The following is a 25,855-nucleotide window of genomic DNA, read 5'->3' as shown; positions in this document are numbered from 1 at the left end:
AAGTTGTTCTTCATAATCTCTTAATGATCTTACTTAAAACCTCGTCAGTTTTAAGCTCCAACCCAATCACTTAACGTTTTGTTTCATGCATTGCGTTGGTGTGCTGCGTATTCTATACAGTTTCAGAACCAGTGCAAGAGCTTTTCTTAAAAATATTCAAAAAAGCGTATCGTACGTTTATTTTTTAATCTAAACTGCTATTTTTAGCAGTTTTAATGCTTTTTTCCAGTTATTTTTAGCCTAAAAGTTTAAGCAAATGTGAATTTCTACTGGTTTAGTTTTTATTAAAAGGGATCGTTGCATACGATCCCTTTTATTATTGAACAATAAATTTTAATTTACCTGCTCGCCAAGCCAATTCATAAATTTTTGTCGTTCAGCTTTAGATGCCTGTTTCCACAACTGAATTAATTGCTGATCAAGCTGACCAACTGATGCATTTTCCCGAACGTTTGCTGTAGCCACATTCGGTGTGCTTGCAGTTTGAGTGTAGACCGCTGCCGGCTGATTTGTTGGAGTTACAACTTTATTCGTTGTCAAATCCACAGATTTTCCTAAAATACTTTGCCCTAGTAATGGTTTCGCTGCATCTTTTGCTCCTGCCTGCTGAACCAGAAGCTGATTTTTTGCATCATATAAACCAATAATTGGCTGGTCTTTATATTTTTTCGCTTCATCAAAATTTTTAGGCGCGTTAATTAAACCCAATTTATAAGCTTCACCATCTTTAAGTTCTGGAGTTTTTACAGTTACTACGCCAGATTTTAAAATGTCATGAGAATTATCATTGTGCTGGAAAAATTCAGTATAACGAACACTAATCGCATTCGTACCCGCATCCAGTTTATAAGTTTGATCTGAGCGTAATAGACCTGAACGTACTTCCTGATCATTCACTGCAATCATCTTGATTTCTTCAGGTACGGTTAATGTCACGGCTGAAAAAGCTGATGTGCTGCCCAATAATGCAACTACAGCTGCTGTAATACGTAAACCCATGTCACTCACTCATTCTGGTTAATATATAAAATTTTCATTGCACTATGCCGTGTACAAATGACAATTCTATGACAAATGCTTTGCCTCTACAGCACTTTACCCAGCATTTATCAGACTATCTATCTTCTGATTTCTGCTATATCACACATAAAAAAGAAGTACTTAACAGTACTTCTTTCTCATCTCTAAATCGATTATGCAAAGGTCTTAAATCGTTCTGCATCATCCATAAAGGTTTTTTCACCTGGAGGGGCTTCGATTGAACCAAATACCAATTGAGCACGAAGCTTCCAGTTCGATGGAATACTGAAAGTTTGCGCCACTTCTTCATCAATGATCGGATTATAGTGCTGTAGTGATGCACCAATATTATGTTCAGCCAAAGCTGTCCAGGTTGCAAACTGAGCGATACCGCTGGCATGCTCTGACCAGATCGGGAAATTATCTGCATATAGCGCAAATTTTTCTTGCATTCCTTTAATGACATTCTGGTCTTCATAAAACAGTGCAGTTCCACAACCTGCCGCAAAACCATCTATTTTGCTATTGGTAGCCTCAAAAGCATCTGCTGACACCAAGTCGCGTAAAGTTTCACGCACAATATGCCAGAAAGTATCATGTGATTGACCAAACAAAATCACTACGCGTGAAGATTGCGAGTTAAAAGATGATGGACTATGTTTCACCGCCTCTTTAATGATGTGCTCAATTTCTGCCTGATCCAGGCTGACATTTTTCCCAATAGCATAAATACTACGGCGTTTTTTAATATGATCTAGAAATGCCATGATCTCACCTCGTTCTATTCTGATTTAAAAACCGATAAGATCATCCTAAGCATTTTCACTGCCCAAAACAGTCTTATTTCGATAACAATGTGTTTTATTTATAGAACATTCTCAGAGATGTTAAGGTTGATACTTTGTATCAATCACCTTAGCGCATGCTAATTTCAAAAATCGCCGGTCTTAGCTAAATACCTGGAAGCTGTCTGGATTTACAGACTCAATTTTGTCTTCTATTGCTTCTTCAATTGAACCGAAACAGAGCTGAGCACGTAGCAACCATTTTTCATCAATTTTAAAATGCTCAGCTACAGGATGATTGATCTGTGCATTATAATGTTGTAAAGAAGCCCCCAGACCGGAATCAGCCAGCGCAGTCCACGCAGCAAACTGTACCATGCCGGAAGTCTGCTCTGACCACAGTGGAAAATCATCGGCACTAAATGGAATCTTTTTCTGTAATTGCTGAATAGCATTCTGATCTTCATAGAATAAAATCGTGCCATAGGCATTTTCACATTAATCCAGTTTGATTCTAATCCCTTCATAGACCGATGCCGGCACATGCTGGCGTTGAACATCTTTCACAATGTTCCAGAATTGATGATGTGAATCGGCAAATAACACGATAATGCGTGCACTTTGTGAATTATAGGCTGAAGAACAGCTATGCACTGCTTCCTGAATCAGCTCGGTCAGATAAGCCTGACTATAACGCACACGCTTACCTAGCTGATAAGTCCCACGGAACTTTTTTAATTTCTCAACAAAAGTGAATTCTAAATGTTCAACTGCTTTACTGTTTTTAGGAAATTTAAAATCCTTAGTAAGGTCACTTGTTAATACCTGCCCAATTTTATTGAGTAATGCCATTTCTACCCTCTACATATAGCCTGAACTTCAATCACCAGGCAAATCCCATACAATTATAATGGGTTTATTCAGGTAGGCAGAATTTGCTGTTTTTTTTCATGCTGCTTTTTAGAACATTTAAACCCTTTAAAACAATAAACTCCGCATTTAGCGGAGTTTATGTGGTGCAAGTCGCATTAATTATTTTTCAGTTTCAAACAATGCCGCAACGAATGATTTTGCTGAGAATGGACGTAAGTCATCAATTTTCTCACCTACACCGATAAAGCGAATCGGTACATGCGTACGGCTGGCAATATTAAACAGCACGCCACCTTTGGCGGTACCATCCAGCTTGGTAATGGTTAAACCCGTTAAACCTACTGCTTCATCAAACATTTCAACTTGATTAATGGCATTCTGCCCTGTACCGGCATCCACCACCAGCATCACTTCATGTGGCGCAGTCGCATCAATCTTCTGCATGACACGTTTAACTTTGGTCAATTCCTGCATCAGGTGACCTTTGTTATGCAAACGGCCTGCAGTATCCGCAATTAAAACATCCACACCTTTGGCACGCGCACTTTCGAAAGCATCAAAAATGACTGAAGCAGAGTCAGCACCATGACCTTGGGCTACGACGGCAATATTGTTGCGTTCACCCCAGATCTGTAACTGCTCAGTTGCAGCAGCACGGAAAGTATCACCCGCAGCCAGCATGACTTTTTTACCTTCGCCTTGCAGACGTTTTGCCAGTTTACCAATGGTCGTGGTTTTACCTACACCATTTACACCCACCACCAGAATCACATACGGATTTTTGTTTGGATCGATATGCAGTGGTTTTACACGCGGAGCCAGCAGAGCCACCAGTTCTTCCTGAAGCGCTTTATACAGCGAGTGAGAATAAATCAGGTCACCACGTGCGGTACGTTCAGTCAAATTGGCAATAATCGTTTTAGTCGCATCAACACCGATGTCTGCAACCAAAAGCTGTTCTTCAACTTCTTCTAATAATTCATCGTCAATTTCTTTGCCACCAATCAGGATATTGACCATCCCATCGGCAAGATTTTTACGAGTTTTGGTTAAACCCTCTTTCATACGGCTAAAGAAACCGCCTTTTGTAGCAGGTTCTTCTTCCTGAGCTTCCGTCGCCACAGGTGCAGAAACTTCAGCAGTTGCGCTTGGTGTTTCTACAATCGGCACATTAACCGCAGGTAAACTCGGTAATGTGACATCATCATCTCCGATATCAGCATCAATCAAAAATTTGTTTTGCCCATTAGATTGCTGTTGCATGCCGAATCCTTGAAAAGCATTGCGTTAAAAAATTGAATTCTAGCATAACTTGCAGTGTTTTGAGCGGGAAATCCAATCCATGAATAAACAACCAAAAAATAACAGTGTTTGGTTGCTTTCAATACAAGATTTCTGAAAAATAATCCTAAATACAAATATCTATTCATTGGAAGACTTTGTGTCCATATCTTTTTTTGCTATCTCCTCCTTATCCAGAATCATCAAACAGCGGATTTCTCCAGTCGCAGTACTCATCCTGAGTTTTGGTTTTAGCCCCGTACATGCCGCAACCCAGAGTGAATTATCCCGCACCACCATCGAAACCTATTTAGGTAATGGCTTAAAAGTCATTATCCGGGAAGATCATCGCTCTCCGATGGTGATGACACAGATCTGGTATAAAGTCGGCAGTAGTGATGAGTCCGGCAATATTCTCGGTGTCTCTCATGCTTTGGAACATATGATGTTTAAAGGCACGAACAAAGTTCCCAATGATGAATTTACCCGCCTGAGCCGGATTTATGGCGGCAGTATTAATGCCGCAACCTTTACCAATTACACGAACTATTATCAGCTCTATCCTAAAGCCTATTTTCCGATGGCGCTTGAACTCGAATCTGACCGCATGAACAACCTCTTGTTACGCCAGCAAGATTTTGATCCGGAAATTAAAGTGGTAATGGAAGAACGGCGTCAGCGTACTGATGATAATCCGCGTGCCCAGGCATTTGAACGATTTAGATGGATCAGTTATCCCACCAGTCACTATCGTCAGCCCGTGATTGGTCACATGAAAACGCTCAATAATATTCAGCTCAGTGATGTTAAAAAATGGTATCGAGACTGGTATAGCCCGAATAATGCCATTCTGGTCATCGTCGGGGATGTTGACGTTCAAGAAGCTCTCGTTCAGGTACAGAAATATTTTGGCGATATTCCGGCACGTCCTACACCATCACGTAATGACGTACTCGAGTTTGAACGCTTAGGCTATCGTCATATGGAAGTTGAGAGTAATGTCCAGGTGCCTAATCTGTATATGACCTGGAATGTGAAATCTCTATCTACCGCCAAGAATCCTCAAGATGCCTACGCCCTAACCATTATCCGCAGCTTGCTGGATAGCGGAATTTCTTCTCGTTTGCAGGATCGTCTGGTTCGCGACCGCAAAGTGCTTACTTCTGTAAGTGTGTCTTATGATCCTTATAACCGTGGAGATAGCCTGTTTGGTATTTCCGCACTTCCGGCTCCAGGTGTAAATCTGACAGAAGCACAAACGGCCATCCAGAAAGAAATTAATTTACTAAAAACTGAAACTATTTCTGAGTATGAACTGGCAAGGATCAGCACACGCTTTATTTCAAATCTGATTTATAGTCAGGACAGTCTGAGCGGACAGGCCAAAATGATTGGAAACCTTGAAGTAAACGGATTGAGTTACCGCCTGATGGATGAACTGCCTCAGCATTATGACAGTGTCCGTGCAGAGGACATTCAGCGGGTTGCTAATGCCTATTTTGTCCGTGAAAATTTAAGTACGCTCTACCTTTTGCCTGAACAGAAAGATCAATAATGGTTATTACAATGTCTAAAGTTCGCTCTCTTATCCTTTTAACCAGCTTAAGCCTCAGTTCAAGCCTTTGGGCAGAAAATTATTTAGATACCCAACCTGATTTGAATGATAATCCCAGTCAGTTACAAGCGATCCCTCTCCTGCAAAGCTTAAAAAACATTAATCAAAAGCAGGCATTTCAGGCACCTTTTATCCATGACCTGAATAATCGTTACAAAGTTCGCACTCTATTTGTTGAAACCCGAGATCTGCCGATGGTCGATATTCAACTGACCTTTAATGCCGGATCAGCACGAGATCAGGAAATTGCTAAAGGTCTATTTGGTTTATCCAGCACAGCAGCCAAACTGATGCGCGAAGGAACAGATAAATATACGGCTGCACAGGTGGCTTCAGTCTTTGATGCGACAGGCGCACAATTTAGCGTGCAGGCTTATCGCGATATGTTTGTCGTTCGCCTTAGAACTTTATCAGATCCCAAAAAAATGGAACCTGCTTTGGCCATGATGATGGAAGTTCTCAAAAATGCCACATTCAAGCCTTCGAGTATACAGTTAGCACTCAGTAATACTCAAGTAGGACAAAAACAGCTTCAGGAAAATCCAAGTAAACTGATGGATATCCGGTTTTATCGGGCATTGTATGGCCAGCATCCTTATGCCGAACCCATTACCGGCACCATTGGCAGTACCAAAAAAATTACGGCTGATTTACTGAAAAAATTCCGCGACCAGTTTCTGGTAGCACAAAACATGAATATTGCCATTACCGGCAAACTCAGTTCTAAACAGGCACTGGAACTTTCTGAACGAATTGCAGGCAATTTGCCTCAAGGACAGAAAGCTGTTGCATTAGCTGAACCTGAAGAAAAATCGGGTTTTGATATCGTGCATTTGCCTTATAACTCATCCCAAGCGCATGTGACCTTCGGCCACTTAGGACCAAACCGTTTTACTGAAGATCGACTTGCTCTGGAAGTGGCCAATCGCATGTTTGGTGGTGGTGGGTTTAATGCAGTATTGATGCAGGAATTAAGGGTAAAACGCGGCTATACCTATGGTGCTTATAGTACATTTAGCTTTAGTCAGGCACCCGGCATATTTAGCTTCCGTTATTCGACTAGACAAGATCAGTTACTGGATAGCATTCAGATCGCACATCAGGCTTTTATCAACTTTGTAAATCAGCCGATTGATACTAAGCGCCTGGAAGAAACCAAGGCCGGGATGTTAAGAGCATTTCCAAATAATTACAGCAGCAATGCCACGATTAATGCCCAGTTAGGCACAATGGGCTTTTATGCAGAGCAAGCCGACTATCTTTCACGCTATCCAGAACGTTTAGCCAAAATTACCGCTGCAGATGTGCAAAATGCCGTGCGCAAACATTTGCATCCAGAACGTTTAACACTGGTCGTGGTGAGTCAAGAATTGGATAAAGAAGCATTAAAACTACGATTGGAACAGAACCTGTTAGATCCTTCTACACCACTACCTAATATGATTTCAATACCTAAGGCATATCCACAGAAACCGGCGGAAGCTGACGAGTCCGTAGAGATTCCTGCTGATACGCCTGCATCAATTTAAGATATTGACCGCGATGGATGCGTTGCTGTTGCAGCAAAGTCTGAGCCATATCCTGGGTTTGAGGTAAGCTCTGCTGTTCTGCAAGTTCCTGAAGTAAATTAAATTGGGAAGTCGTCAGTGGACGATAAATGGCAAATGTAGCGAGACATAAAATTAATGCCACAATAAAAATAACAACCGCATTATAAATTTGTTCAAGCTTAATTTTATTCAGAAAATCGCTTAATTTTTTGCTATCTATAGCCATACACTACCTCAAGTTGAAGCTAGTGTATGGCTGGGTCCCATGAAGTTCAAGTCAAAGATTGAATGACCAGTATAAATATACATTTTGATATGACTATAAATCGGTTAGGATTTCAACAATTCGTACACACTCCAGGCAATGACCATTGCCACCAGACCTAAAACCAGCAAAATTGCAAACTTGCTTAAGCCGGCTTCGGCTTCAGGTGGATGCAGTCGATCCTCATCTGCAATTCGGACCAATTCATCATTATAGTGACTATAAAACTCTGCACGCTGGGTTTCGTCCAGAGCGCGGGTAAAATCATAAACTTCTTTACGTTGAGCCAGACTGTAATCACCTAGATGGGTATATTTGTCATAAATTGCCTCATCTAGTTTTTTACGGTGTACATGCGCCAATTCTGTAATCTGACTGGCTGTTGGGGGCATATCAAAACTGAGCCCTTCAAGAGTTCTTTGCATCATGTTGTTCTCCTTTTCTTTTGTTCTATTGTTAAAATCTATACCAACCAAACTTCCAATTGTGTATAGTTTGATCGTACAAACTATAAATTAAGTAAACAAGAAAGCTGATATAGTTGACTTTTCCATTATTTTGTAATATTAGTTTAATAATACTAAGTTATATTTGTATTTAGACTTAAAAGTCTATCCGAAATCATAATTAAAATTAAGGAGTTTTTATATTATGCAGAATATCTCTCAACATGATTTGGAACATCTGTATGCAGATGCAGTGAATACCATTCAATCGCAAATGAACTTTGTCGATGCAGTAAAACAATTAGAAGATGCAGCGCGCGCCGGTCACGGTAAAGCAGCACTCTTTTTAGCTGAACTGTATTATCAGGGTTTTCGTGTAGAACGAGATTCACTCAAAGCACAATACTGGCAGAACATGGCTACCATGCAAGCTTGAAGAAACGTCACCTCGGTGACGTTTTTTTATGCCATTCTTTCGAAATACTGCAATTAAGACATAATTTATTACGATTGCTTGCAAAGCTGAAACAGTAATTTCACTGGAACTTTCTAGAATAGAGCTGAACTCTAATAGCACTTTATTTTAACGACAATGCGAAAAATTATTCAATACGACCCGATATGTAAAAACTTTCTTTTGAGGCTCACCATCCTCAAATCCATGATGTATTGTGGCGTTTTGTGGGGCGTCTATCATCAGGGTTGGGCGATGATGCGCGATCAGGAAGATTATATTTTTCCATTCTGGCTTAATTCTCTGGATGCCAAAAATTATGCCAAGGAACATTGGCCAGGTTATGTACCACGTAGAATCAACCCCGAAGATTTTGAAAACAACTTATTACCAACACTGTCCCGATTAGCCGTGACACCTACTTTATGTAGCGGTAATGGCACTAAACTAAAATTATCAATTCCACAGATGCGCCACCTGTTTTTCTCACAACAAAGACTGCACTTTGCCTAAAAACATGTTATTTATAAAGACATAAAATAGACACCTAGAGATGTTCAGTTGGATACATACTCTAGGACTAATAATAATTAGATAAAAAGGACTCAATAGAATGACCAACGTAGCACAAGTGCTCGGTGATAAAGTACATCAGGCAGTTTATACTATCCGTCCAAACTCTACAGTTTTAGAAGCAATTAGCCTGATGGCAGAAAAAGGAATTGGGGCGCTGGTCGTTACCCACGAAGACAGTGTGGTCGGCATTTTGTCAGAGCGTGATTACACCCGTAAAATCGCATTGATGCAAAGAACCTCTTTTGATACCACGGTCAATGAAATTATGACACCTAAAGTCATAACTGTGACTTCTGCAACTTCTGTTGAAGACTGCTTAGCATTAATGACTGACCGCCATTTACGTCACTTACCTGTAGTTGAAAATGGCAAACTGATTGGTCTGATTTCGATTGGTGACTTGGTCAAAGCTGCAATGGAAGATCAACGTAAACTGATTGATCAGTTACAACAATATATTTCAGGCTAAAATTCTTTCTTATTTCAATACGTGAATTAAATTCCAAAATGTCATTACAAACAAATAACAATGCAATATCAAAACCAGATCAGATATAAAAAATCCCAGTCTTAAGACTGGGATTTTTTTGATTATGACTATAAATCAAATTAAAGACCGAGTTTCTCTGCGACATAATCAGAGTCTTTATCACCACGCCCTGAAAGATTCACTACAATCTTAGTCTCTTTAGGCAATTTACCCGCTTCACGAATTGCCCAAGCCATTGCATGTGAACTTTCTAATGCTGGCACAATTCCCTCAACGCGTGACAGGGTCATAAAGGCATCCAGACACTCCTGATCTGTTGCCGTAGTGTATTCCACACGACCCAGATCTTTAAGCAGGCTGTGCTGTGGCCCTACGCCTGGATAATCCAGGCCAGAAGCAATCGAATGCACAGCTAAAGGTTCACCCTGCTCATCTTCAAGCACATAGCATGCCATACCATGCAACTGGCTTGGTTTACCCAAAGTCAGCGTTGCGGAATGCTTATCAGTATTTAGGCCATGACCAGCAGGTTCTACCCCTACCAGTTTCACGTCTGGATCATTCAGGAATGCCGTGAATGCACCCATGGCATTTGAACCACCACCCACACATGCCACCACATAGTCTGGGTTTGCACCGAAGCGTTCATTGGTTTGAACCTTGATTTCATCGCCAATAATGGACTGGAAATCACGCACCATCATTGGGAATGGATGCGGTCCTACCACCGAACCAATCGCATAGATATAGTTTTTCGGATCTTTCAAGTATTCTTCAAAAGCACTGTCGACTGCATCTTTAAGGGTTGCTGTACCACGAGTCACAGAAATCAGCTTAGCACCCAAGATTTTCATCTTTACGACGTTTGGATGTTCTTTTTCGATATCCACCTGGCCCATATGAATTTCACATGGAATACCCACCAAAGCACATGCAGTGGCTAATGCCACACCATGCTGACCTGCACCGGTTTCTGCAATCACTTTGGTTTTACCCATATATTTCGCCAGCAGTGCTTCACCCAGACAGTGATTGATTTTATGTGCACCGGTATGATTCAGGTCTTCACGTTTTAAATAGATCTGTGCTCCACCTAACTGATCAGAAAGGCGTTTAGCATGAAACAAAGGGCTAGGACGGCCGACATAGTTAGCAAACAGGTCTTTTAATTCATTCTGAAATTCTTCAGTTTGACGGATTTCCTGATAGGCAACATTGATGTCATCCATGGCCTGTTTTAGCTCTGGTGGAATGAACTGACCGCCATATTGACCAAAGAAACCTTCTTCGTTGGGCAACGCAATACCATTAATTTGATGAGCCATAATAATTCCTGAATATTGGAATAAGGTATAACAAGTGACTTTATACTAGAATAATTCGTTTTAAAGCACTAATAACTATAGATAAAGTCACTTATAGATAAATGGAATCAACGCGCCAGATATTTGGTCATATCCTCAATACCTTTTAAGGTCATTGGAAACATATGATCTTCAAAGATTTGCTTAATCAGGCCAATAGTATGCGTGTAATGCCAGTATTTTTCTTCTTCAGGATTGAGCCAGGCGGTTTTATCAAAATGCTGACGCAGACGCTGTAACCAGACCTGTCCTGCCTCATCATTCATATATTCGACCGAACCACCGACGGAGTTCAACTCATAGGGTGCCATGCTGGCATCACCCACTACAATCACCCGGTAATCCCGTCCATAGGTATTGAACAGATCCCAGGTATTCATGCGCGAGCTGGAACGACGGACATTATCTTTCCAGACATAGTCGTACAGACAGTTATGGAAATAGAAATATTCTAGAGTCTTAAATTCGCTCTTGGCGGCGCTAAACAGTTTTTCACACTGAGCGATATGCGCATCCATCGATCCGCCGATATCAAACAGCATGAGTACTTTAATACGGTTACGACGCTCCGGCACCAATTGCACATCCAGAATCCCCTGTTTGGCAGTTTCACGAATAGTGCTATCAATGTCCAGTTCTTCAGCCGCACCCTGACGGGCGAACTTACGCAAACGGCGCAGTGCCATCTGCATCTGACGACTACCAAGAATCTGATCATCATCCAGATTACGGTATTGACGCTGTTCCCAGACTTTGACGGCGGAACGTTTACGCCCCGGCCCGCCAATGCGCACACCTTCAGGATGATCACCATAGGCACCAAATGGCGATGTGCCACCAGTACCAATCATCTTATTCCCGCCCTGATGTTTTTTATGCTGTTCACGCAAGCGCTCTTCCAGCATTTTCATCAGTTCTTCCAGCGACCCGGCTTTTTTCAGTTCTTCACGCTGTTCAGGGGTTAAGTGCTTTTCTAGAAGTTCCAGATCAAACCAGTCTTTAGGCAGTTTATGCACCTGATTCAGCAGTTCATCCAGATCAAAGGTCACGATACCATCAAAGTAGTCTTTCATGGCACGATCGAACTTGTCGAAGTAGCGCTCGTCTTTGACCATCACAGTTTTAGCAAGCTGATAGAACTCGTCCTGATCGGCAAAAACTACGCCTGCCGCTACCGCCTGATTCAGATCGATCAACTCACGTGTGGAAACTGGTACGCCATATTTTCTGAGGGTATAAAACAATCGCACAAACATGCGTGTTTCTCCCTTAGCGACGCGACATAAAGGCTAGACGTTCAAGCAGCTGTACATCCTGCTCATTTTTGATCAGCGCACCGTACAAAGGCGGGATCGCTTTGGACTTGTCGGTATTTCTTAAAATGTCTTCCGGCATATCATCTGCCATTAACAGACTTAACCAGTCGATCAGTTCTGAAGTTGAAGGTGGTTTTTTCAAGCCTGGAATCTGGCGTAACTTGAAGAAAACTTGCAAAGCTTCATTCACCAGTGTTGCCGAAATATTCTCAAAATGCACATCGATAATTTTACGCATGGTCGCTTCATCCGGAAACTCGATATAGTGGAAGAAACAACGGCGCAAGAAGGCATCTGGAAGTTCTTTCTCGTTATTTGAAGTGATGATGACAATCGGACGCTGGGTCGCAGTAATGGTTTCACCCGTTTCATAAACGAAGAAAGACATCTTGTCGAGTTCATGCAGCAAGTCATTTGGGAACTCGATGTCTGCTTTATCGATCTCATCAATCAGTAACACACAGCGTTCTTCACTAGTAAACGCTTCCCAGAGTTTACCCGGCTTGATGTAGTTCTTGATGTCATAAACGCGATCATCACCTAACTGACTATCACGTAAGCGTGATACCGCATCATATTCATACAGTCCCTGCTGTGCCTTGGTCGTTGACTTGATATGCCAGGTAATCAGCTTCAGTCCCAGACTTTGTGCCACCTGTTCAGCCAACAGGGTCTTACCTGTACCCGGCTCACCTTTGACCAGCAAGGGTTTTTGCAAACTACGCGCAGCTTTCACAGCCAGTTTTAAACTGTCAGTGGCAATGTACTGATCCGTACCTGAGAATTGTTGAATATCAGCAGACATGATTGAACCTTATTTTTTTATTTACAGCGGTGAACTTTTCTTGTTTGACCCAAGACCCGTTTTACTGGATGCATAGGTCGACCAGCAATAGCCAATCACAGACCCGATACCAATGACAAATAAAATAAGTGACGCATTAATCCAAACGAGTTCATATTCCTTGGTCAGAATACCAAACAGCAGCCCGAAAATAGCGGGCGCAACTGAAGCATTACTGCCTTCAGAAACGGTTGGAGTCAACAGCACGGCAAAGGCCAATAGCCATAAAAAACCGCCCATTGCCTTTGGCATGCGCTTGGTCACGCCATACCAGCAGCCTAACGCAATCAGACTGCCCAGCAGATACACTGCAAACGCAATACTCTGGTCAGGAATTGAGTCCAATACAGCTACAAAACCATTCATTTCACAACTCCTGAACTGAGCTTAAGCTCCACGAAGACCTTCTGGTGCTGGCGCATTCGGGTTAATTAAACCTTCTGGAGGCATTTGCAGGAAGAAACCACGGGTAGAAATTGAATCCATCACATGTAAAACATTAGCACGTGCCAGTTTACGCGATTCACTCAGTTCAAGATGCATGACAAAAGTCGCACGACCAAACGCAACACGTACCGGTTCAGCCAATACCTCTAGTGGTTCAAATGTTTCGGCTTCGTTCTCATCTGCAGGACGCGCCACATAAAGATACATTTCATCTTTTTTGCTAGATTTGTAGATAGACACTTGCATGTTTCAAACGACTTTTCTGAAAAAACAATCGCAAGGATACATCAAAAAAACGACAGAAACATTAGCCGCTTCAAATGCATCAGTCATGATTTTGTATAATTGCTTTATCTTTAATCAATCCAGTAAAAATCACTCAACTACTTTCATCTGGGTCGACAAATAAGACTCATCCTGATGCAATACCTTAATTAGTGGCAGAGTTAATAACTCATAGCGCCAGCCGAGCAAGTAGTTTGGCAGATCCTGTTCATCCTTATGACATACCACATGCTGATATAAGGCATTCAGCCATTTCTTGCGCATCAGCACTTCTTTCGGTACAGAGATTTCATTGGATATATTCTGGATCATTGTTTCGACCTTCTCGCCAATCTCTCTGGATGAATGGCGAATTGGACGTGCCAGACGCAGCGGCCATTCGGCTTGATCAGGCAGGAATTTCAACAGATCCAAAATGGTCTTGCCATGTTCGCGGACAATATTGGCCCGGATGTCTTTTATCTGACTGAGCTGGAAATTATTGCGAGGGAATTTCTCTACCAGATCAATCATGGTCGAGTTTTTCAGAATGAAGCTGCGTGGCTGATTCAGCGCCTTGGCAATCTGCTCACGCCATACAGCCAGTTGTTGTAACTGCATTAATTGACGGCGTGAATGACGATAATTACCGACATCCTGATAAAGCAAGGCAGTCGGTGTTTCTTCACCAATTTCATGGGTCAAAAAACGGCAATCTTCAAGAGCGAAATCGAGCAGATACTTGCTTTCCAGATCCTGTTTGACTTTATCCGACAGTTGCACCAGATAATGCACATCATTGGCTGCATACAGCAACTGCTCAGAGCTTAAAGGACGTGCCAGCCAGTTAGAGCGAGTCTGATCTTTTTCAATATCGACATCCAGCATCTGTTTCAAGGCATTCTGATAGCTGACCTGCAAACCATGTCCGAGGAAAGACATACCGACCTGTGTATCAAAGACATTACTCAGGGCTTTTTTCTGGGTGTAATGGTAAATCAGGTCAATGTCTTCACTGCAGGCATGGAAAATATTCTGTTGAGCATTAAAAATCTTGTTCAGAAATTCACTCAGATCCAGTGTTGTTCCATCCAGCAAATAGACATTGTTATTGACATTGATTTGAAAAACACCAAGTTTTGGCCACAAGGTGTCTACCTTAATGAATTCTGTATCCAGGCCATAGACCGGATTTTGATCCATAAGGTTCAGGACATGATTTAAGTCGTACTGATGTTGAATAAATTGAAACATAAAGACTGAGTCTAAAATTAGATGCTCGATGAAGCTATATTACCCGATATATAGAATTTTTATATAAAAATGTGACAACCAAATCATACTTTTTGTTCCATATTTTTTTCGAACATAGCTTATCTAGTAAACATTTTATATTTTTACTAATATATTTTTTATATTATATATTAAGAGAATATAATTAATATTTCACTTAATTCGCATCCGGTTATGCACTGCCTGACTCAGAGTATGACTATCGACATACTCCAGTTCTCCACCTTGAGGCACCCCTTGAGCGATACGCGTCATTTGCACTGGTAAATGCTTACTGGCTTCAACCAGATAATGTGCGGTTGCTTGTCCTTCGACAGTCGCATTGGTGGCCAGAATTACTTCCTTGATCTGTCCCTGACTTAAGCGTTGCAGTAAATACGGAATACCGATTTCTTCAGGCCCGATTCCATCTAGAGGTGACAGATGACCACCCAGAACATGATATTTACCACGAAAACTGCCGCTTTGCTCAATTGCCATGACATCTGCCGGTGACTCCACTACACAAAGCAGTTCATCATCACGCTCAACTGAGGTACAGATATTACAGACTTCATCTTCCGTCAATGAATGGCAGATCGAGCATTCATGAATGTGATCGGTTGCTTCAGTCAAGGCATGTGCCAGACCAATCGCCCCTTCACGATTTTTCATGATTAAATGCAAAGCCATACGCTGGGCCGATTTCGGCCCAACGCTTGGCAAAATGCGTAATGCTTGAACCAGTTGATCAAAACGATCACTAAACATTGCGCATACTTCCTTAGAATAAACCAGCCAGACCAGGTGGTAAGCCCATACCTGAGTTTGCAGATTTCATTTTCTCTTCAGAGATCACTTCTGCTTGACGCGCTGCATCATTCATCGCTGCTGCAATCAGATCTTCGATCATATCTGGATCGTCCTGTAGCAGTTCAGGATTAATTTCGATACGTTTCACCACATTGCGGCAAGTCATGGTGACTTTCACCAGACCGCCACCAGCCTCAGCATGCACTTCAGTTTGCGCAAGCTCTTCTTTGGCTTTTTTCATGTTGTTTTCGACTTCTTTTTGCATGCGCTGTGCTTGCTGCATCAACATATTAATGTTCATAAAGATCTCCGAACATATATTTATAAAATTAGATTAGATCTAAACCGCGTGTAATGTCGCGAATAATATCATCAATCTCTTCCAAACCAACAGAAACGCGAATTAAACCTTCACGAATACCCGCTGCTGCTTTGGCTTCTGGAGACAATTTACCATGCGTGGTTGTTGCCGGATGAGTAATGGTTGATTTCACATCACCCAGATTACCGGTGATTGAAATGAACTGGGTATTGTCAATTACTTTCCAGGCACCTTCACGGCTACCTTTCACTTCGAAAGATACGATACCACCGAAACCGGTTTGTTGTTTTGCAGCCAGTTCATGACCAACATGTTCAGGTAAACCTGCATAGTAAACTTTTTCTACTTTCGGATGTGCATTTAAGAATTCTGCCAGTTTTTGTGCATTGGCAGAATGCTCACGCATACGTAAACGTAAAGTTTCTAGACCTTTCAGGAATACCCAGGCATTGAACGGGCTCATAGAAGGACCAGTGGTACGTACATAACCGAAGATTTCTTCAAGCAGTTTGTGGTTACCTACCACAGCGCCACCGAGTGCACGGCCTTGGCCATCCAGATATTTAGTCGCAGAATATACGACTAAGTCTGCACCAAATTTGAGTGGTTGTTGTAACACTGGTGTACAGAAGCTGTTGTCAATCGCGAGCAATGCATCATTGGCATGTGCAATATCTGCCAAAGCCTGAATATCTGCCACTTCAGCCAATGGGTTTGACGGAGATTCAACAAAGAGTAATTTGGTTTCTGGCTTGATGGCATTTTTCCATGCATCCAAATCAGTCAAGTCGACAAACTCAACTACGACACCAAATTTAGCCACGTATTTTTCAAATAAAGAAACTGTTGAACCAAATACGGCGCGTGAACAGATCACATGATCGCCTGCTTTCAGGTAAGCCATCGCCACTGCCATAATCGCAGCCATACCAGAGCTGGTCGCAACAGCACGTTCTGCGCCTTCTAAGGCAGCCAGACGCTTTTCAAACATGGCAACAGTTGGATTAGTAAAGCGAGAGTAAATATTACCCGGCTCCTGGCCTGAAAATTTTGCTGCAGCTTCAGCCGCATTTTCATAAACAAATGACGATGTTAGAAAAATCGGTTCACCATGCTCACCCTCAAAGCTGCGGGTGTGACCGGTACGGATGGCTAAAGTTTCTAATTGATAGTTAAAATCGTCTTGCTGGCTCATCACTTTACTTCAGCCCAAAGGCTGCCTTTTGTAAAAAATTGCCAACATTTTGAGCGTCTAAGCTATTTCAGGTCAAGGCATAATAAGCAATTATTGCTTAGACTTCGACCAATTCTCCTTTGTATACGGATAAATTATTTACATGATTCAGTTAAAACAAAATATTCAACGCCAGAAGAAAAAATTAAAACACCTGAATGCACGGTTATTTAACTCGTCTTCCCTGATTCTTTCGCAAAAAACGCCCTTTGAATATATTGCTGCGACTGAGTTCTGCAAAATTCGCTATTATGCAGCGCCTGAAAAAAAGTACCGTGAGCCGTTAGTCTTTGTTGCCCCTCTTGCGATTAATATGGATATTTATGATCTGTATCCTTACCGTTCACTGGTCAAGCATTTTCAGCATAGCGGTTTTGATGTCTATTTAGTGGAATGGAAACGTTTCCGTTATAAACACCGTCACTTGAATTTCCTGTCTTTTATCGACGGCGCGATTCCTCAGGCTATTGAACGAATCTGCTCGCATTCAGGCAGTCAGTTTATTTCCTTGCATGGCTGGAGTATGGCTGGAATTTTTGTCACGCTTTATACTGCGCTACATTCCCCTGAACATGTTAAAAACCTGATTGTACTGGGTAGCCCGATTGACAGTTATGCATCCGGTCGCGTTGGCAAGCTTTTTAGCACCACCAACAAGCTCATTTCCAAAAATAAAACCCTGCAACAGGCGATTCATCAAGGATTGATTCCTAAGGAATATATTCATTCGCCCGGCATCATCAATGCATTGGGATTTAAGCTCCTTGATCCGATTGGCTGGTTTAAAAGCCAGAAGCAGTTTTTGATGAACCTGGAAAATGTTGAAGATGTCTATGAACATGCCACCATGGGCAATTTTTTGAACAAGATGATTGATTATCCGGGTGGAATCAATCAGGACATGGTGCTGCACTTATGGCTGCAAAATCCTTTAAAAAATGGCTCAATGACTTTAAACGGCCGAACGATTGACCTGAAAAATATTAACTGTTCCTTACTGGTCGGGGCTGGGAAAACCGATCAGATTGTTACGGAACAGTCAGCTAAACCTTTGATGGAATTGACAAGTAGTACCGATAAGACGTTTACTCTTATCCCGGGTGGTCATCTTGGACTGATGTCCAATCAGAAAACAGCCAATACATTCTGGCCGAAACTGACCACCTGGCTGGCACAACGCTCAACCCGGATAGATGCTTAATTCCGGAAGAGCCAGCAATTTTCAGGTATTTATTATTTTATTCAGAGGGTATGACATGATTCAGTCAGTGGCATTTATTGGTTTAGGCGCAATGGGTTATCGCATGGCAGCGCATTTACCCAAGCATTTTGAGACAGTCTATGTCTGGAACCGTACTTTCGCCAAGGCTGAAGAACATGCTGCTGAATATGACACACAGGCTGTTGCACTGGAACAGGCAGTTCAGGCAGATATTATTTTTTCATGCCTGCCGACCAGTGCCGATGTTGAAGTATTAGTCCAAGGCCTCAGCCTTAAAGCTGGCAGTATCTGGGTAGACTGTACCAGTGGTGTTCCTGACGCGGCTCGACGTTTAGAAGAAGTACTGGCTGAACAGGGTGTGATTTTCCTGGATGCGCCTGTGAGTGGCCAGACCATTGGTGCGGAAAATGGCACATTGACTGTGATGGTCGGCGGTAATGCGGAAGGCTTTGAAAAAGCCCTGCCAGCAATGCAGGCTTTTGGCAAATTGATCAAGCATGTGGGCACATCAGGTGCTGGCTTTGCGGTAAAAGCGGTAAATAATATGTTACTGGCTGTAAACCTGTGTGCGGCTGCAGAAGGCTTTACCACACTGAAAGCGCACGGTGTTGACCTGAATGAAGCATTGGATTGTATCAATGCATCAAGCGGCAAAAGCAATGTGACTGAAACCGTTTTACCACAGCGTGTTTTGAATCGTAGCTTCCCTGTTACCTTTGCCCTGCCTCTCTTGGCCAAAGATACCGGTATTGCACTTGATCTTGCGCGTGATGCCAAACTGGCAGTGCCACTTCTTGCTTTAGGTCAAAGTCTAGTGCAAGTCGCTAGCAATCTGTCGGATAAAAACAGTGACTTTTCCAGTGCTGTAAAAATGTATGAATCATGGAGTAATATTACTATTGAGTAATATCTCGCCATTGAATAATAATAAACAAACCTAATATTGTGACTATAGACTAGCCACATGCAGTGATACCTGAGGAAACTCTTATGAATAAGTTATTTGTTGTAGCACTCGTCGGTTCTGCAACTTTGTTTGGGGCTTCAACATCGGTTCTTGCATCTGAACAGGAATGCAAAAAATTGAAAAATGACCATGATGTCATTTATGCATCAAAAGGTTTCTGTTTCAAGGATCCTGAAGCAAAAGCAAAGTTTAATGACAATTGCTACACAACCAAGCCAAAATTTTCAGAAAAAGAGCAGCAACGTCTTGACGCGATCAAAGAACGTCAGAAAGAATTGAATTGTAAATAATACAATTCAATTCTGCTCAAGGAATGCACTTATGACTTACGATGACCAAAATATTTTTGCACGAATTCTGCGTGGTGAACTTCCAGCAATTAAAGTGTATGAAGATGACCAAGTTCTTGCATTTATGGACATCATGCCACAGGCCGATGGTCATACTCTGGTCATTCCTAAAACACCCGCAATTACCTTGCTTGACCTGGATCCTGAAATTGCAGCCTATACCATTCAGGTGGTGCAAAAAATTGCCAAAGCGATTGAAAAAGGTTTAGGTGTAGATGGCATTGTACTGATGCAGCTCTCTGGCGCTGCGGCGGGTCAGACTGTTCCGCATGTCCATTTCCATCTGGTACCTACTTCTTTGCACAACCTTGGCAAACATGCTGCACAAATGGGCGATCAGGAAAAAATCAAGCAACTGGCAGAGAAAATTAAAGCTGCCCTGTAAGCTATTCTTAATATTTAAAAATGGAGCTTCGGCTCCATTTTTTATGTCTGATGTATTTCACCTTGAATTAAGCCACTAAAATATCAATAAAAGTAACCTAGCCTATTTTTAGGTTTTACAGCAAACACCGAGCCTAGTTGTATTTGTATCAATCCTGCTTATCCCACTCACAATTCTATAAAAAATAAGACAATGATTGTCTTTAATATTTCTGAAATATTTCCTTAATCATATTGACTTATTTGTAATGAATACTTGGCACCAATAGAGCAGTAGATGTTTCAAAACAATACTGAAACTTGTTTTTAAGACGATGAATAAAAAAGTCTTTATTGGAGCAACACATGAAAAAAACGTTATCTGCATTAGCAATCGGGGCAACAATTTTAACACCAGTAATGGCAGCTGCTGCTGATGTTAAAGTGTATGGTCGTGCACACGTTTCTTTAGATTATCTGGATGATGGCCAGGATTATAACGAAGTAGGTCTTTCTTCAAACTCTTCACGCCTAGGCTTTAAAGCTGAACAAAAACTAGAAAATGGTATGACCGTATTTGGTCAAATCGAACAGGAAATTAACTTTGCAAGTGGTTCTGCAAACGATGATGTTGAATTTGCAACTCGTGATACTTTTGTTGGTTTAAAAGGTGATTTCGGTCAAGCGCGTATCGGCCGTTTTGACAGCCCATTCAAAGTAGCACGTGGCCCGGTCAACTTCTTTGGTGATATGGTTGGTGATGTTCGTAATGTCACTCGTGCTGGCAACTTACGTTTTGATGAACGCAATAATAATACCATTGAATATAAATCACCAAAATTCGGCAACGGATTTAATGTTCTGGGTGCACTTTCCCTACATGAAGCCAACAGCCCGGATGCATCTAAGGATGGTGAAAAAGATAAAGATAAGGCTTATGACCTCGCTTTAACCTATAAAGAAGGTAAAGTTGATTTCGCCGCTGCATATGAACACTATGAAGAAGAAGCTGCCCGTGGTGAGCGCGATGGTTTCCGTATCGCAGGTGCTTACAAAATCACGCCTGAGTTCAACTTGGGTGGTTTATACCAATTCCTTCAACACGATAATTCTGAAGCAAACCCAGATGCACAAGTATTTGGTATAGCCGGTGAGTATAAATTTGCACCAAAAACCTCATTCCGTGGTGAAGTATTCCACCGCGATGTCGATGCGGACGATGCGAATGCAACTTTACTGGCAATCGGACTTGAGCACCGTTTAGATCCAACAGTTCGCGTTTATGGCAACATAGCAACTGTATTAAATGATGAAAACTCAAACCTTACCCCTTGGGCACAAGCTCGTACCAATGCTGTAGGTGGCGTACGCGGTGAAGACAGCCTAGGTCTTTCTCTAGGTATGCGTTACGACTTCTAAAACCTCCCCAATTTCATATTAGAAGAGAGCCTGCCTGATGCGGGTTCTTTTTTATTTTTTAATTAATCCTGACTATTTTAATTAGAATAAAAACCGAATAAAAACCCCAGCAAAATAGTCAGATTTAATAAGATTAAAAAATAAATCCCAACCATTTTAATCAGATTAATTTTATCTATTTAATAATTAAACCAAGCAAATTAATCCACTTTAAAATATAAATATAAGCATTTTAGTCAGATTTAAATAATCTGTTTTTTACACAAAATAATCACAAATATTTAGAATAATTATCAAACTTCTAATAGTATATTATTAATATTTTCAATAACCTATAAATATATATTTATTTAAACTATTTAGTCTATTTATTTTTTAGTTACAATCGATTAATAATATATAACAAACCACATAATAGGCTTGTTCACATGAGCTTAGTTTCTAAAAATTTAAACCAAAAAACAGTAAGAGAGATTACTGCGATTTTAATTATCAAGATCATTCTACTTCTGGTAATTAAAAATATTTGGTTTGATGCGCCTACTATTCCAAAAGATTTTGACACTCAAGTCGCCGAGCGTATCGCCGGCAATCCTTCCCAAATCAAGGAGACACGTTGATGATTTCTGAAAGCGTGGTCGATCTTTCGCGGTTCCAGTTCGCTATGACCGCGATGTATCACTTTATTTTTGTTCCACTGACCTTAGGCCTGGCATTTCTGCTTGCCATCATGGAAACCACCTATGTGATTTCCGGCAAAGAAATTTACAAGGACATGACTAAGTTTTGGGGAAAACTGTTCGGGATTAACTTTGCCTTAGGGGTAACCACAGGCTTGACCATGGAGTTCCAGTTCGGAACCAACTGGGCATATTATTCGCATTATGTGGGTGATATTTTCGGTGCACCATTGGCTATTGAAGGTTTGATGGCCTTCTTCCTTGAATCTACTTTCATTGGTTTATTCTTCTTCGGTTGGGACCGTTTATCCAAAGTACAGCATCTGGGCGTGACCTGGTTAGTAGCATTGGGATCTAACATGTCTGCACTGTGGATTCTGGTTGCCAATGGCTGGATGCAAAACCCGGTCGGTTCAGCATTCAACTATGAAACCATGCGTATGGAAATGGTGGACTTTGCAGCACTGATCTTTAACCCTGTTGCACAGGTTAAATTCGTACATACTGTTTCTGCAGGTTATGTGACTGGTGCCATTTTCGTACTGGCAATTTCAAGTTACTACATGCTGAAAAAACGTGACCTGCCATTTGCACGCCGTTCATTTGCGATTGCTGCCATTTTCGGTTTAGCGTCTACTCTTTCAGTGATCCTGCTGGGCGATGAGTCTGGTTATGAAATTGGTGATGTACAGAAAACCAAACTGGCTGCGATTGAAGCAGAATGGGAAACTGAACCAGCGCCTGCAGCATTTACTTTATTTGGCTTCCCAAATAAAGAAACCATGTCTACCGATTATGCTGTGAAAATTCCTTATGTCATGGGCATCATCGCTACACGTTCTGTAGATACCCCTGTTACCGGCATTAAAGACCTGCTGGTTGAACATGAAGGTCGTATCCGTAACGGTATGGTAGCTTATGAACAACTGGAAAAACTACGTGCTGGCGATCAGTCTCCTGAGCTGAAAGCTGCATTTGCAGAAACTCAAAAAGATTTGGGCTACGGTCTGCTTCTGAAAAAATATACTGCAAATGTTGTAGATGCTTCTGACGAGCAAATTAAGGCAGCAGCAAAAGATACTATTCCACATGTACCAAGCCTGTTCTGGGCATTTCGTGCCATGGTCGCTTCTGGCTTCCTGATGCTGGTTCTATTTGTTCTTGCAACTTTTGCGGTGGCTAAACGCAATGCAGAAAACAAACCTTGGTTATTAAAATTTGCATTATTTGCACTACCACTTCCATGGATTGCAGCACAAACTGGCTGGTTTGTTGCTGAAGTAGGTCGTCAACCTTGGACTATTGGTGAGGTTCTGCCTACACATTTATCGACTTCAAGCTTAAGCACAGGCGATGTATGGGGTTCAATCATTGCATTAGCAGCGTTCTACACTGTCTTGCTGATTATTGAAATGTACCTGATGATTAAATTCTCACGTCTGGGTCCAAGTTCATTACATACCGGTAAATACCACTTCGAAAAACCTAATTCTCAAGCAGCAGCCGATCAAGAAGATGCAGCTCTTCCAGAAGGCGTAACTGGCGAGGTTCAATCATGATTGAATACGAACTCCTCAAAATAATCTGGTGGGTACTGGTTGGTGTCTTGCTGATTGGTTTCGCCCTGACTGATGGCTTTGATATGGGCTCCATGGCGATCATGCCATTCGTGGGTCAGAATGATGAAGAACGTCGTGCGGCAATCAATACGATTGCCCCGCATTGGGATGGTAACCAGGTCTGGTTTATTACTGCGGGTGGTGCCCTGTTTGCTGCCTGGCCAATGGTTTATGCAACTGCCTTTTCTGGTATGTACTGGGCACTTCTGCTTGTTCTGTTTGCCTTATTCCTGCGTCCAGTAGGATTCGACTATCGCTCCAAACTGGAAAATACCAAATGGCGTAATGCCTGGGATTGGGGCCTAGCAGTTGGTGGTGCTGTGCCTGCACTGGTTTTCGGTGTTGCATTCGGCAATATGTTCCTGGGTGTTCCATTTACATTAGACGAAACAGTTCGTTCGACTTATTCTGGCAGCTTCTTTGCCCTGCTCAATCCATTTGCACTGGTATGTGGTGTTGTCAGCTTATCTATGCTGTGTGCACACGGTGGTGCATGGTTGATGCTACGTACAGATGGCGATTTACGTGAACGTTCTGCCAAAGCAACCAAAATCATGGGGATTGTTTATCTGGTAGCTTTCCTGGCAGTCGGTGCATGGTTATATTTCGGTGGTATCCAGGGTTATACCCTAGTGACTCCTTACGAAACTAACGGTATCGCTAATCCACTAGCAAAAGAAGTACTGACCAATGCCAACCCAGGCTGGATGAACAACTACAGCAATTATCCAATTACGATACTGGCACCAGTTGCAGGTATTTTAGGTGGCATCATTGTGGTATTGGCTGCATCTAAAGCCAAAGCAGGTTTGAGCTTCCTGGGTTCATCTTTAGCGGTGATCGGTGCGATTTTGACTGCCGGTTTTGCCCTGTTCCCATTCCTGATGCCATCTAGCATCAACCCAGTTGCAAGCTTAACCATGTGGGATGCGGTATCCAGCCAAAATACCTTAACTGTGATGACTGTAGCTGCATGCATCTTCGTTCCACTGATCCTGTGCTACACCACTTGGTGTTACTACAAGATGTGGGGCGTGATTACCAAAAAACATATTCAAGAGAATTCACACAGCCTGTACTAAGGCTGTGTCTTAGGAGATAAAATTATGTGGTATTTCGCATGGATTCTCGGCATTTTGATGGCCTGTTTCGCCGGTGTACTTAGTGCACTATATATTGAAAATCATCAAGACCTGGATGAGAAATAAGAGATGACAGACGCTGCAGTTGAACAAGTAAAGATAGAAAAAAAATCTAACCCTTTTGCAATGGTGATTTCTTGCCTATTGGCTTTTCCACTCGCAGCGGTGTTGCTGGTTCATCCTGCTGCGATGCTGGATGCCAACGGGGAATATAGCCACCGCGCCATGATGTTTATCATGATCGGGATTTCAGGCGGTTTTATTCACGGAGTTGGCTTTATCCCTCAGTACTGGTTCTGGAAATGGCTATTTAGTCCGTTTCTGGCTTGGCCTTTAATGCTTTGGGGTTATTACACCTGGTTTCTTAGCTAAGTATGAAACAACCACAAAAAGCCCTCATTTGAGGGCTTTTTGTTCTTTATTTTTTTTGTGAAACACAGCCTGTTTCATAGGTAGTTCCCAAATCCTGAAGAGATTGAGTAAACTGATTATCTAGTTTACTCACAAACTGGAATTCATCTTGCGCTGCCGCAAGATGCAGATTCTGTTCTGATAGATATTTTAACTGCTTTAAACCGGTTGCATATTCACAGGCTTTAGCAATTATAAGTGCAGGATGCTCACGTTGGTCTACCGATGAGTTCAATACAGCAAGTTTTAACTCCAACTCATCATATTTTTGTTTGGTTTTTGCCTTAAATTCAGCCTGACTCAGTGGTTTGGCCCAAGCTGAAACAGATAACCCGAAAATTCCAATGGTTATCATTAATTTATTCATTTCCCCCTCAACAATAAAAATTGCATATGATTTATCTAAGTTATTGAATATTTATAGCATAAAGCTACTTTTAACAAATACGAG

Annotated in this window: 30 protein-coding genes and 1 pseudogene; 15 read left to right on the top strand and 16 right to left on the bottom strand. The window is 41.8% G+C overall.

Features of this window, described 5'->3' with window-relative positions; translation table 11 throughout:
- Positions 1-333: 333 nt before the first annotated feature.
- From RJ01_RS10935 to ftsY, 4 genes and pseudogenes are all read right to left on the bottom strand, one after another.
- Complete coding sequence (locus tag RJ01_RS10935; protein ID WP_034171089.1) at positions 334-999, bottom strand: DUF2057 domain-containing protein; 666 nt, start codon at positions 997-999, stop codon at positions 334-336.
- Between the two features lie 194 nt (positions 1,000-1,193).
- Complete coding sequence (locus RJ01_RS10930; protein ID WP_034171088.1) at positions 1,194-1,787, bottom strand: nitroreductase family protein; 594 nt, start codon at positions 1,785-1,787, stop codon at positions 1,194-1,196.
- A 180-nt stretch (positions 1,788-1,967) separates the two neighbouring features.
- Positions 1,968-2,657, bottom strand: a pseudogene (locus RJ01_RS10925) (nitroreductase family protein).
- Between the two features lie 180 nt (positions 2,658-2,837).
- Positions 2,838-3,941 (bottom strand): signal recognition particle-docking protein FtsY, encoded by a 1,104-nt coding sequence (gene ftsY / locus RJ01_RS10920; RefSeq protein WP_034171087.1) that lies wholly within the window; start codon positions 3,939-3,941, stop codon positions 2,838-2,840.
- 232 nt (positions 3,942-4,173) lie between these two features.
- Here ftsY and RJ01_RS10915 point away from each other — a divergent pair, with 232 nt between their 5' ends.
- Both RJ01_RS10915 and RJ01_RS10910 read left to right on the top strand, forming a co-directional pair.
- Positions 4,174-5,514, top strand: coding sequence for a M16 family metallopeptidase (locus tag RJ01_RS10915; RefSeq protein ID WP_375725873.1), 1,341 nt, complete (start codon positions 4,174-4,176; stop codon positions 5,512-5,514).
- A gap of 11 nt (positions 5,515-5,525) precedes the next feature.
- Complete coding sequence (locus RJ01_RS10910; RefSeq protein ID WP_171248469.1) at positions 5,526-7,103, top strand: pitrilysin family protein; 1,578 nt, start codon at positions 5,526-5,528, stop codon at positions 7,101-7,103.
- Here RJ01_RS10910 and RJ01_RS10905 read toward each other — a convergent pair.
- Positions 7,027-7,350 (bottom strand): hypothetical protein, encoded by a 324-nt coding sequence (locus tag RJ01_RS10905; RefSeq protein WP_004783701.1) that lies wholly within the window; start codon positions 7,348-7,350, stop codon positions 7,027-7,029. The genes RJ01_RS10910 and RJ01_RS10905 overlap by 77 nt on opposite strands.
- A gap of 104 nt (positions 7,351-7,454) precedes the next feature.
- Positions 7,455-7,817, bottom strand: a complete 363-nt coding sequence (locus RJ01_RS10900) for a hypothetical protein (RefSeq protein ID WP_081402667.1) — start codon at positions 7,815-7,817, stop codon at positions 7,455-7,457.
- Positions 7,818-8,037: 220 nt separating this feature from the next.
- Between RJ01_RS10900 and RJ01_RS10895 the strand changes: the two genes are divergently transcribed.
- The 3 genes from RJ01_RS10895 (at position 8,038) to RJ01_RS10885 (ending at position 9,334) form a co-directional block, all read left to right on the top strand.
- The gene (locus RJ01_RS10895) at positions 8,038-8,271 is read left to right on the top strand and encodes a hypothetical protein (RefSeq protein WP_034171084.1); all 234 of its coding nucleotides are present in this window, start codon (positions 8,038-8,040) and stop codon (positions 8,269-8,271) included.
- A 156-nt stretch (positions 8,272-8,427) separates the two neighbouring features.
- On the top strand, positions 8,428-8,802 hold the full coding sequence (locus tag RJ01_RS10890) for a DUF2750 domain-containing protein (protein WP_034171083.1): 375 nt from the start codon (positions 8,428-8,430) through the stop codon (positions 8,800-8,802).
- A 100-nt stretch (positions 8,803-8,902) separates the two neighbouring features.
- Positions 8,903-9,334 (top strand): CBS domain-containing protein, encoded by a 432-nt coding sequence (locus RJ01_RS10885; protein ID WP_034171082.1) that lies wholly within the window; start codon positions 8,903-8,905, stop codon positions 9,332-9,334.
- A gap of 140 nt (positions 9,335-9,474) precedes the next feature.
- Here RJ01_RS10885 and trpB read toward each other — a convergent pair whose 3' ends face one another.
- From trpB to RJ01_RS10840, 9 genes are all read right to left on the bottom strand, one after another.
- Complete coding sequence (gene trpB / locus RJ01_RS10880) at positions 9,475-10,680, bottom strand: tryptophan synthase subunit beta (RefSeq protein ID WP_034171081.1); 1,206 nt, start codon at positions 10,678-10,680, stop codon at positions 9,475-9,477.
- Positions 10,681-10,787: 107 nt separating this feature from the next.
- Positions 10,788-11,975, bottom strand: coding sequence for a VWA domain-containing protein (locus RJ01_RS10875; protein ID WP_034171080.1), 1,188 nt, complete (start codon positions 11,973-11,975; stop codon positions 10,788-10,790).
- Between the two features lie 13 nt (positions 11,976-11,988).
- Positions 11,989-12,840, bottom strand: coding sequence for a MoxR family ATPase (locus RJ01_RS10870; RefSeq protein ID WP_034171079.1), 852 nt, complete (start codon positions 12,838-12,840; stop codon positions 11,989-11,991).
- A 21-nt stretch (positions 12,841-12,861) separates the two neighbouring features.
- Positions 12,862-13,245, bottom strand: a complete 384-nt coding sequence (locus RJ01_RS10865) for a hypothetical protein (RefSeq protein WP_034171078.1) — start codon at positions 13,243-13,245, stop codon at positions 12,862-12,864.
- Positions 13,246-13,266: 21 nt separating this feature from the next.
- A complete protein-coding gene (locus tag RJ01_RS10860) occupies positions 13,267-13,572 on the bottom strand; it encodes a YcgL domain-containing protein (protein WP_004783715.1) in 306 nt (101 codons plus the stop codon).
- Between the two features lie 129 nt (positions 13,573-13,701).
- Positions 13,702-14,844 (bottom strand): HRDC domain-containing protein, encoded by a 1,143-nt coding sequence (locus RJ01_RS10855; RefSeq protein ID WP_034171077.1) that lies wholly within the window; start codon positions 14,842-14,844, stop codon positions 13,702-13,704.
- Between the two features lie 192 nt (positions 14,845-15,036).
- Complete coding sequence (gene recR / locus RJ01_RS10850) at positions 15,037-15,633, bottom strand: recombination mediator RecR (RefSeq protein ID WP_004783720.1); 597 nt, start codon at positions 15,631-15,633, stop codon at positions 15,037-15,039.
- Positions 15,634-15,646: 13 nt separating this feature from the next.
- Positions 15,647-15,976: a YbaB/EbfC family nucleoid-associated protein gene (locus RJ01_RS10845; RefSeq protein WP_004783723.1), complete on the bottom strand. Its 330-nt coding sequence runs from the start codon at positions 15,974-15,976 to the stop codon at positions 15,647-15,649.
- A gap of 28 nt (positions 15,977-16,004) precedes the next feature.
- The gene (locus tag RJ01_RS10840; RefSeq protein ID WP_034171076.1) at positions 16,005-17,192 is read right to left on the bottom strand and encodes an O-succinylhomoserine sulfhydrylase; all 1,188 of its coding nucleotides are present in this window, start codon (positions 17,190-17,192) and stop codon (positions 16,005-16,007) included.
- Between the two features lie 142 nt (positions 17,193-17,334).
- On the opposite strand from RJ01_RS10840, the gene RJ01_RS10835 reads away from it, so the two are divergent.
- The 10 genes from RJ01_RS10835 to RJ01_RS10790 all read left to right on the top strand — a co-directional run bounded on the left by RJ01_RS10835 (position 17,335) and on the right by RJ01_RS10790 (position 25,365).
- Entirely contained in the window at positions 17,335-18,432 is a 1,098-nt protein-coding gene (locus RJ01_RS10835) for an alpha/beta fold hydrolase (protein WP_034171075.1), read from the top strand.
- A 55-nt stretch (positions 18,433-18,487) separates the two neighbouring features.
- Positions 18,488-19,360: an NAD(P)-dependent oxidoreductase gene (locus tag RJ01_RS10830; protein ID WP_034171074.1), complete on the top strand. Its 873-nt coding sequence runs from the start codon at positions 18,488-18,490 to the stop codon at positions 19,358-19,360.
- 83 nt (positions 19,361-19,443) lie between these two features.
- Complete coding sequence (locus tag RJ01_RS10825) at positions 19,444-19,710, top strand: YARHG domain-containing protein (RefSeq protein WP_004783731.1); 267 nt, start codon at positions 19,444-19,446, stop codon at positions 19,708-19,710.
- A 31-nt stretch (positions 19,711-19,741) separates the two neighbouring features.
- Positions 19,742-20,155, top strand: coding sequence for an HIT family protein (locus RJ01_RS10820; RefSeq protein ID WP_034171073.1), 414 nt, complete (start codon positions 19,742-19,744; stop codon positions 20,153-20,155).
- A gap of 344 nt (positions 20,156-20,499) precedes the next feature.
- On the top strand, positions 20,500-21,552 hold the full coding sequence (locus RJ01_RS10815; protein WP_034171072.1) for a porin: 1,053 nt from the start codon (positions 20,500-20,502) through the stop codon (positions 21,550-21,552).
- A gap of 428 nt (positions 21,553-21,980) precedes the next feature.
- The gene (gene cydP / locus RJ01_RS10810; RefSeq protein WP_004783737.1) at positions 21,981-22,172 is read left to right on the top strand and encodes a cytochrome oxidase putative small subunit CydP; all 192 of its coding nucleotides are present in this window, start codon (positions 21,981-21,983) and stop codon (positions 22,170-22,172) included.
- Entirely contained in the window at positions 22,172-23,791 is a 1,620-nt protein-coding gene (locus RJ01_RS10805; RefSeq protein WP_034171071.1) for a cytochrome ubiquinol oxidase subunit I, read from the top strand. The genes cydP and RJ01_RS10805 overlap by 1 nt, the downstream gene beginning before the upstream one ends.
- Positions 23,788-24,933 carry a cytochrome d ubiquinol oxidase subunit II gene (gene cydB / locus RJ01_RS10800; RefSeq protein WP_004783741.1) on the top strand — a complete coding sequence of 382 codons (1,146 nt, stop codon included), beginning with the start codon at positions 23,788-23,790 and terminating at the stop codon, positions 24,931-24,933. Before RJ01_RS10805 ends, cydB begins: the two co-directional genes overlap by 4 nt.
- A 24-nt stretch (positions 24,934-24,957) precedes the next feature.
- The gene (gene cydX, locus RJ01_RS15845; RefSeq protein WP_004783742.1) at positions 24,958-25,059 is read left to right on the top strand and encodes a cytochrome bd-I oxidase subunit CydX; all 102 of its coding nucleotides are present in this window, start codon (positions 24,958-24,960) and stop codon (positions 25,057-25,059) included.
- A gap of 3 nt (positions 25,060-25,062) precedes the next feature.
- Positions 25,063-25,365: a cyd operon YbgE family protein gene (locus tag RJ01_RS10790; protein WP_004783744.1), complete on the top strand. Its 303-nt coding sequence runs from the start codon at positions 25,063-25,065 to the stop codon at positions 25,363-25,365.
- A gap of 46 nt (positions 25,366-25,411) precedes the next feature.
- Here the strand turns inward: RJ01_RS10790 and RJ01_RS16460 are convergent, their stop codons facing one another.
- Positions 25,412-25,771, bottom strand: coding sequence for a hypothetical protein (locus tag RJ01_RS16460; protein ID WP_227504421.1), 360 nt, complete (start codon positions 25,769-25,771; stop codon positions 25,412-25,414).
- Positions 25,772-25,855 lie beyond the last annotated feature (84 nt).

It is taken from the genome of Acinetobacter sp. YZS-X1-1 (genome assembly GCF_000804305.1).
Taxonomy (GTDB): Bacteria; Pseudomonadota; Gammaproteobacteria; order Pseudomonadales; family Moraxellaceae; genus Acinetobacter; species Acinetobacter variabilis.
This window is presented reverse-complemented; position numbering and strand designations above follow the sequence as displayed.

Bases quoted from the DNA above. Each gene is read 5' to 3' on its own strand.
- cydB (WP_004783741.1), top strand. From the start codon at position 23,788: ATGATTGAATACGAACTCCTCAAAATAATCTGGTGGGTACTGGTTGGT.
- cydX (WP_004783742.1), top strand. From the start codon at position 24,958: ATGTGGTATTTCGCATGGATTCTCGGCATTTTGATGGCCTGTTTCGCC.
- recR (WP_004783720.1), bottom strand. From the start codon at position 15,633: ATGTTTAGTGATCGTTTTGATCAACTGGTTCAAGCATTACGCATTTTG.
- RJ01_RS16460 (WP_227504421.1), bottom strand. From the start codon at position 25,771: ATGAATAAATTAATGATAACCATTGGAATTTTCGGGTTATCTGTTTCA.
- RJ01_RS10910 (WP_171248469.1), top strand. From the start codon at position 5,526: ATGTCTAAAGTTCGCTCTCTTATCCTTTTAACCAGCTTAAGCCTCAGT.
- RJ01_RS10930 (WP_034171088.1), bottom strand. From the start codon at position 1,787: ATGGCATTTCTAGATCATATTAAAAAACGCCGTAGTATTTATGCTATT.
- ftsY (WP_034171087.1), bottom strand. From the start codon at position 3,941: ATGCAACAGCAATCTAATGGGCAAAACAAATTTTTGATTGATGCTGAT.
- RJ01_RS10865 (WP_034171078.1), bottom strand. From the start codon at position 13,245: ATGAATGGTTTTGTAGCTGTATTGGACTCAATTCCTGACCAGAGTATT.
- RJ01_RS10805 (WP_034171071.1), top strand. From the start codon at position 22,172: ATGATTTCTGAAAGCGTGGTCGATCTTTCGCGGTTCCAGTTCGCTATG.
- RJ01_RS10835 (WP_034171075.1), top strand. From the start codon at position 17,335: ATGATTCAGTTAAAACAAAATATTCAACGCCAGAAGAAAAAATTAAAA.
- RJ01_RS10905 (WP_004783701.1), bottom strand. From the start codon at position 7,350: ATGGCTATAGATAGCAAAAAATTAAGCGATTTTCTGAATAAAATTAAG.
- RJ01_RS10820 (WP_034171073.1), top strand. From the start codon at position 19,742: ATGACTTACGATGACCAAAATATTTTTGCACGAATTCTGCGTGGTGAA.
- trpB (WP_034171081.1), bottom strand. From the start codon at position 10,680: ATGGCTCATCAAATTAATGGTATTGCGTTGCCCAACGAAGAAGGTTTC.
- RJ01_RS10900 (WP_081402667.1), bottom strand. From the start codon at position 7,817: ATGATGCAAAGAACTCTTGAAGGGCTCAGTTTTGATATGCCCCCAACA.
- RJ01_RS10870 (WP_034171079.1), bottom strand. From the start codon at position 12,840: ATGTCTGCTGATATTCAACAATTCTCAGGTACGGATCAGTACATTGCC.
- RJ01_RS10815 (WP_034171072.1), top strand. From the start codon at position 20,500: ATGAAAAAAACGTTATCTGCATTAGCAATCGGGGCAACAATTTTAACA.
- RJ01_RS10855 (WP_034171077.1), bottom strand. From the start codon at position 14,844: ATGTTTCAATTTATTCAACATCAGTACGACTTAAATCATGTCCTGAAC.
- RJ01_RS10875 (WP_034171080.1), bottom strand. From the start codon at position 11,975: ATGTTTGTGCGATTGTTTTATACCCTCAGAAAATATGGCGTACCAGTT.
- RJ01_RS10860 (WP_004783715.1), bottom strand. From the start codon at position 13,572: ATGCAAGTGTCTATCTACAAATCTAGCAAAAAAGATGAAATGTATCTT.
- RJ01_RS10825 (WP_004783731.1), top strand. From the start codon at position 19,444: ATGAATAAGTTATTTGTTGTAGCACTCGTCGGTTCTGCAACTTTGTTT.
- RJ01_RS10840 (WP_034171076.1), bottom strand. From the start codon at position 17,192: ATGAGCCAGCAAGACGATTTTAACTATCAATTAGAAACTTTAGCCATC.
- RJ01_RS10790 (WP_004783744.1), top strand. From the start codon at position 25,063: ATGACAGACGCTGCAGTTGAACAAGTAAAGATAGAAAAAAAATCTAAC.
- RJ01_RS10935 (WP_034171089.1), bottom strand. From the start codon at position 999: ATGGGTTTACGTATTACAGCAGCTGTAGTTGCATTATTGGGCAGCACA.
- RJ01_RS10885 (WP_034171082.1), top strand. From the start codon at position 8,903: ATGACCAACGTAGCACAAGTGCTCGGTGATAAAGTACATCAGGCAGTT.
- RJ01_RS10830 (WP_034171074.1), top strand. From the start codon at position 18,488: ATGATTCAGTCAGTGGCATTTATTGGTTTAGGCGCAATGGGTTATCGC.
- RJ01_RS10845 (WP_004783723.1), bottom strand. From the start codon at position 15,976: ATGAACATTAATATGTTGATGCAGCAAGCACAGCGCATGCAAAAAGAA.
- cydP (WP_004783737.1), top strand. From the start codon at position 21,981: ATGAGCTTAGTTTCTAAAAATTTAAACCAAAAAACAGTAAGAGAGATT.
- RJ01_RS10890 (WP_034171083.1), top strand. From the start codon at position 8,428: ATGCGAAAAATTATTCAATACGACCCGATATGTAAAAACTTTCTTTTG.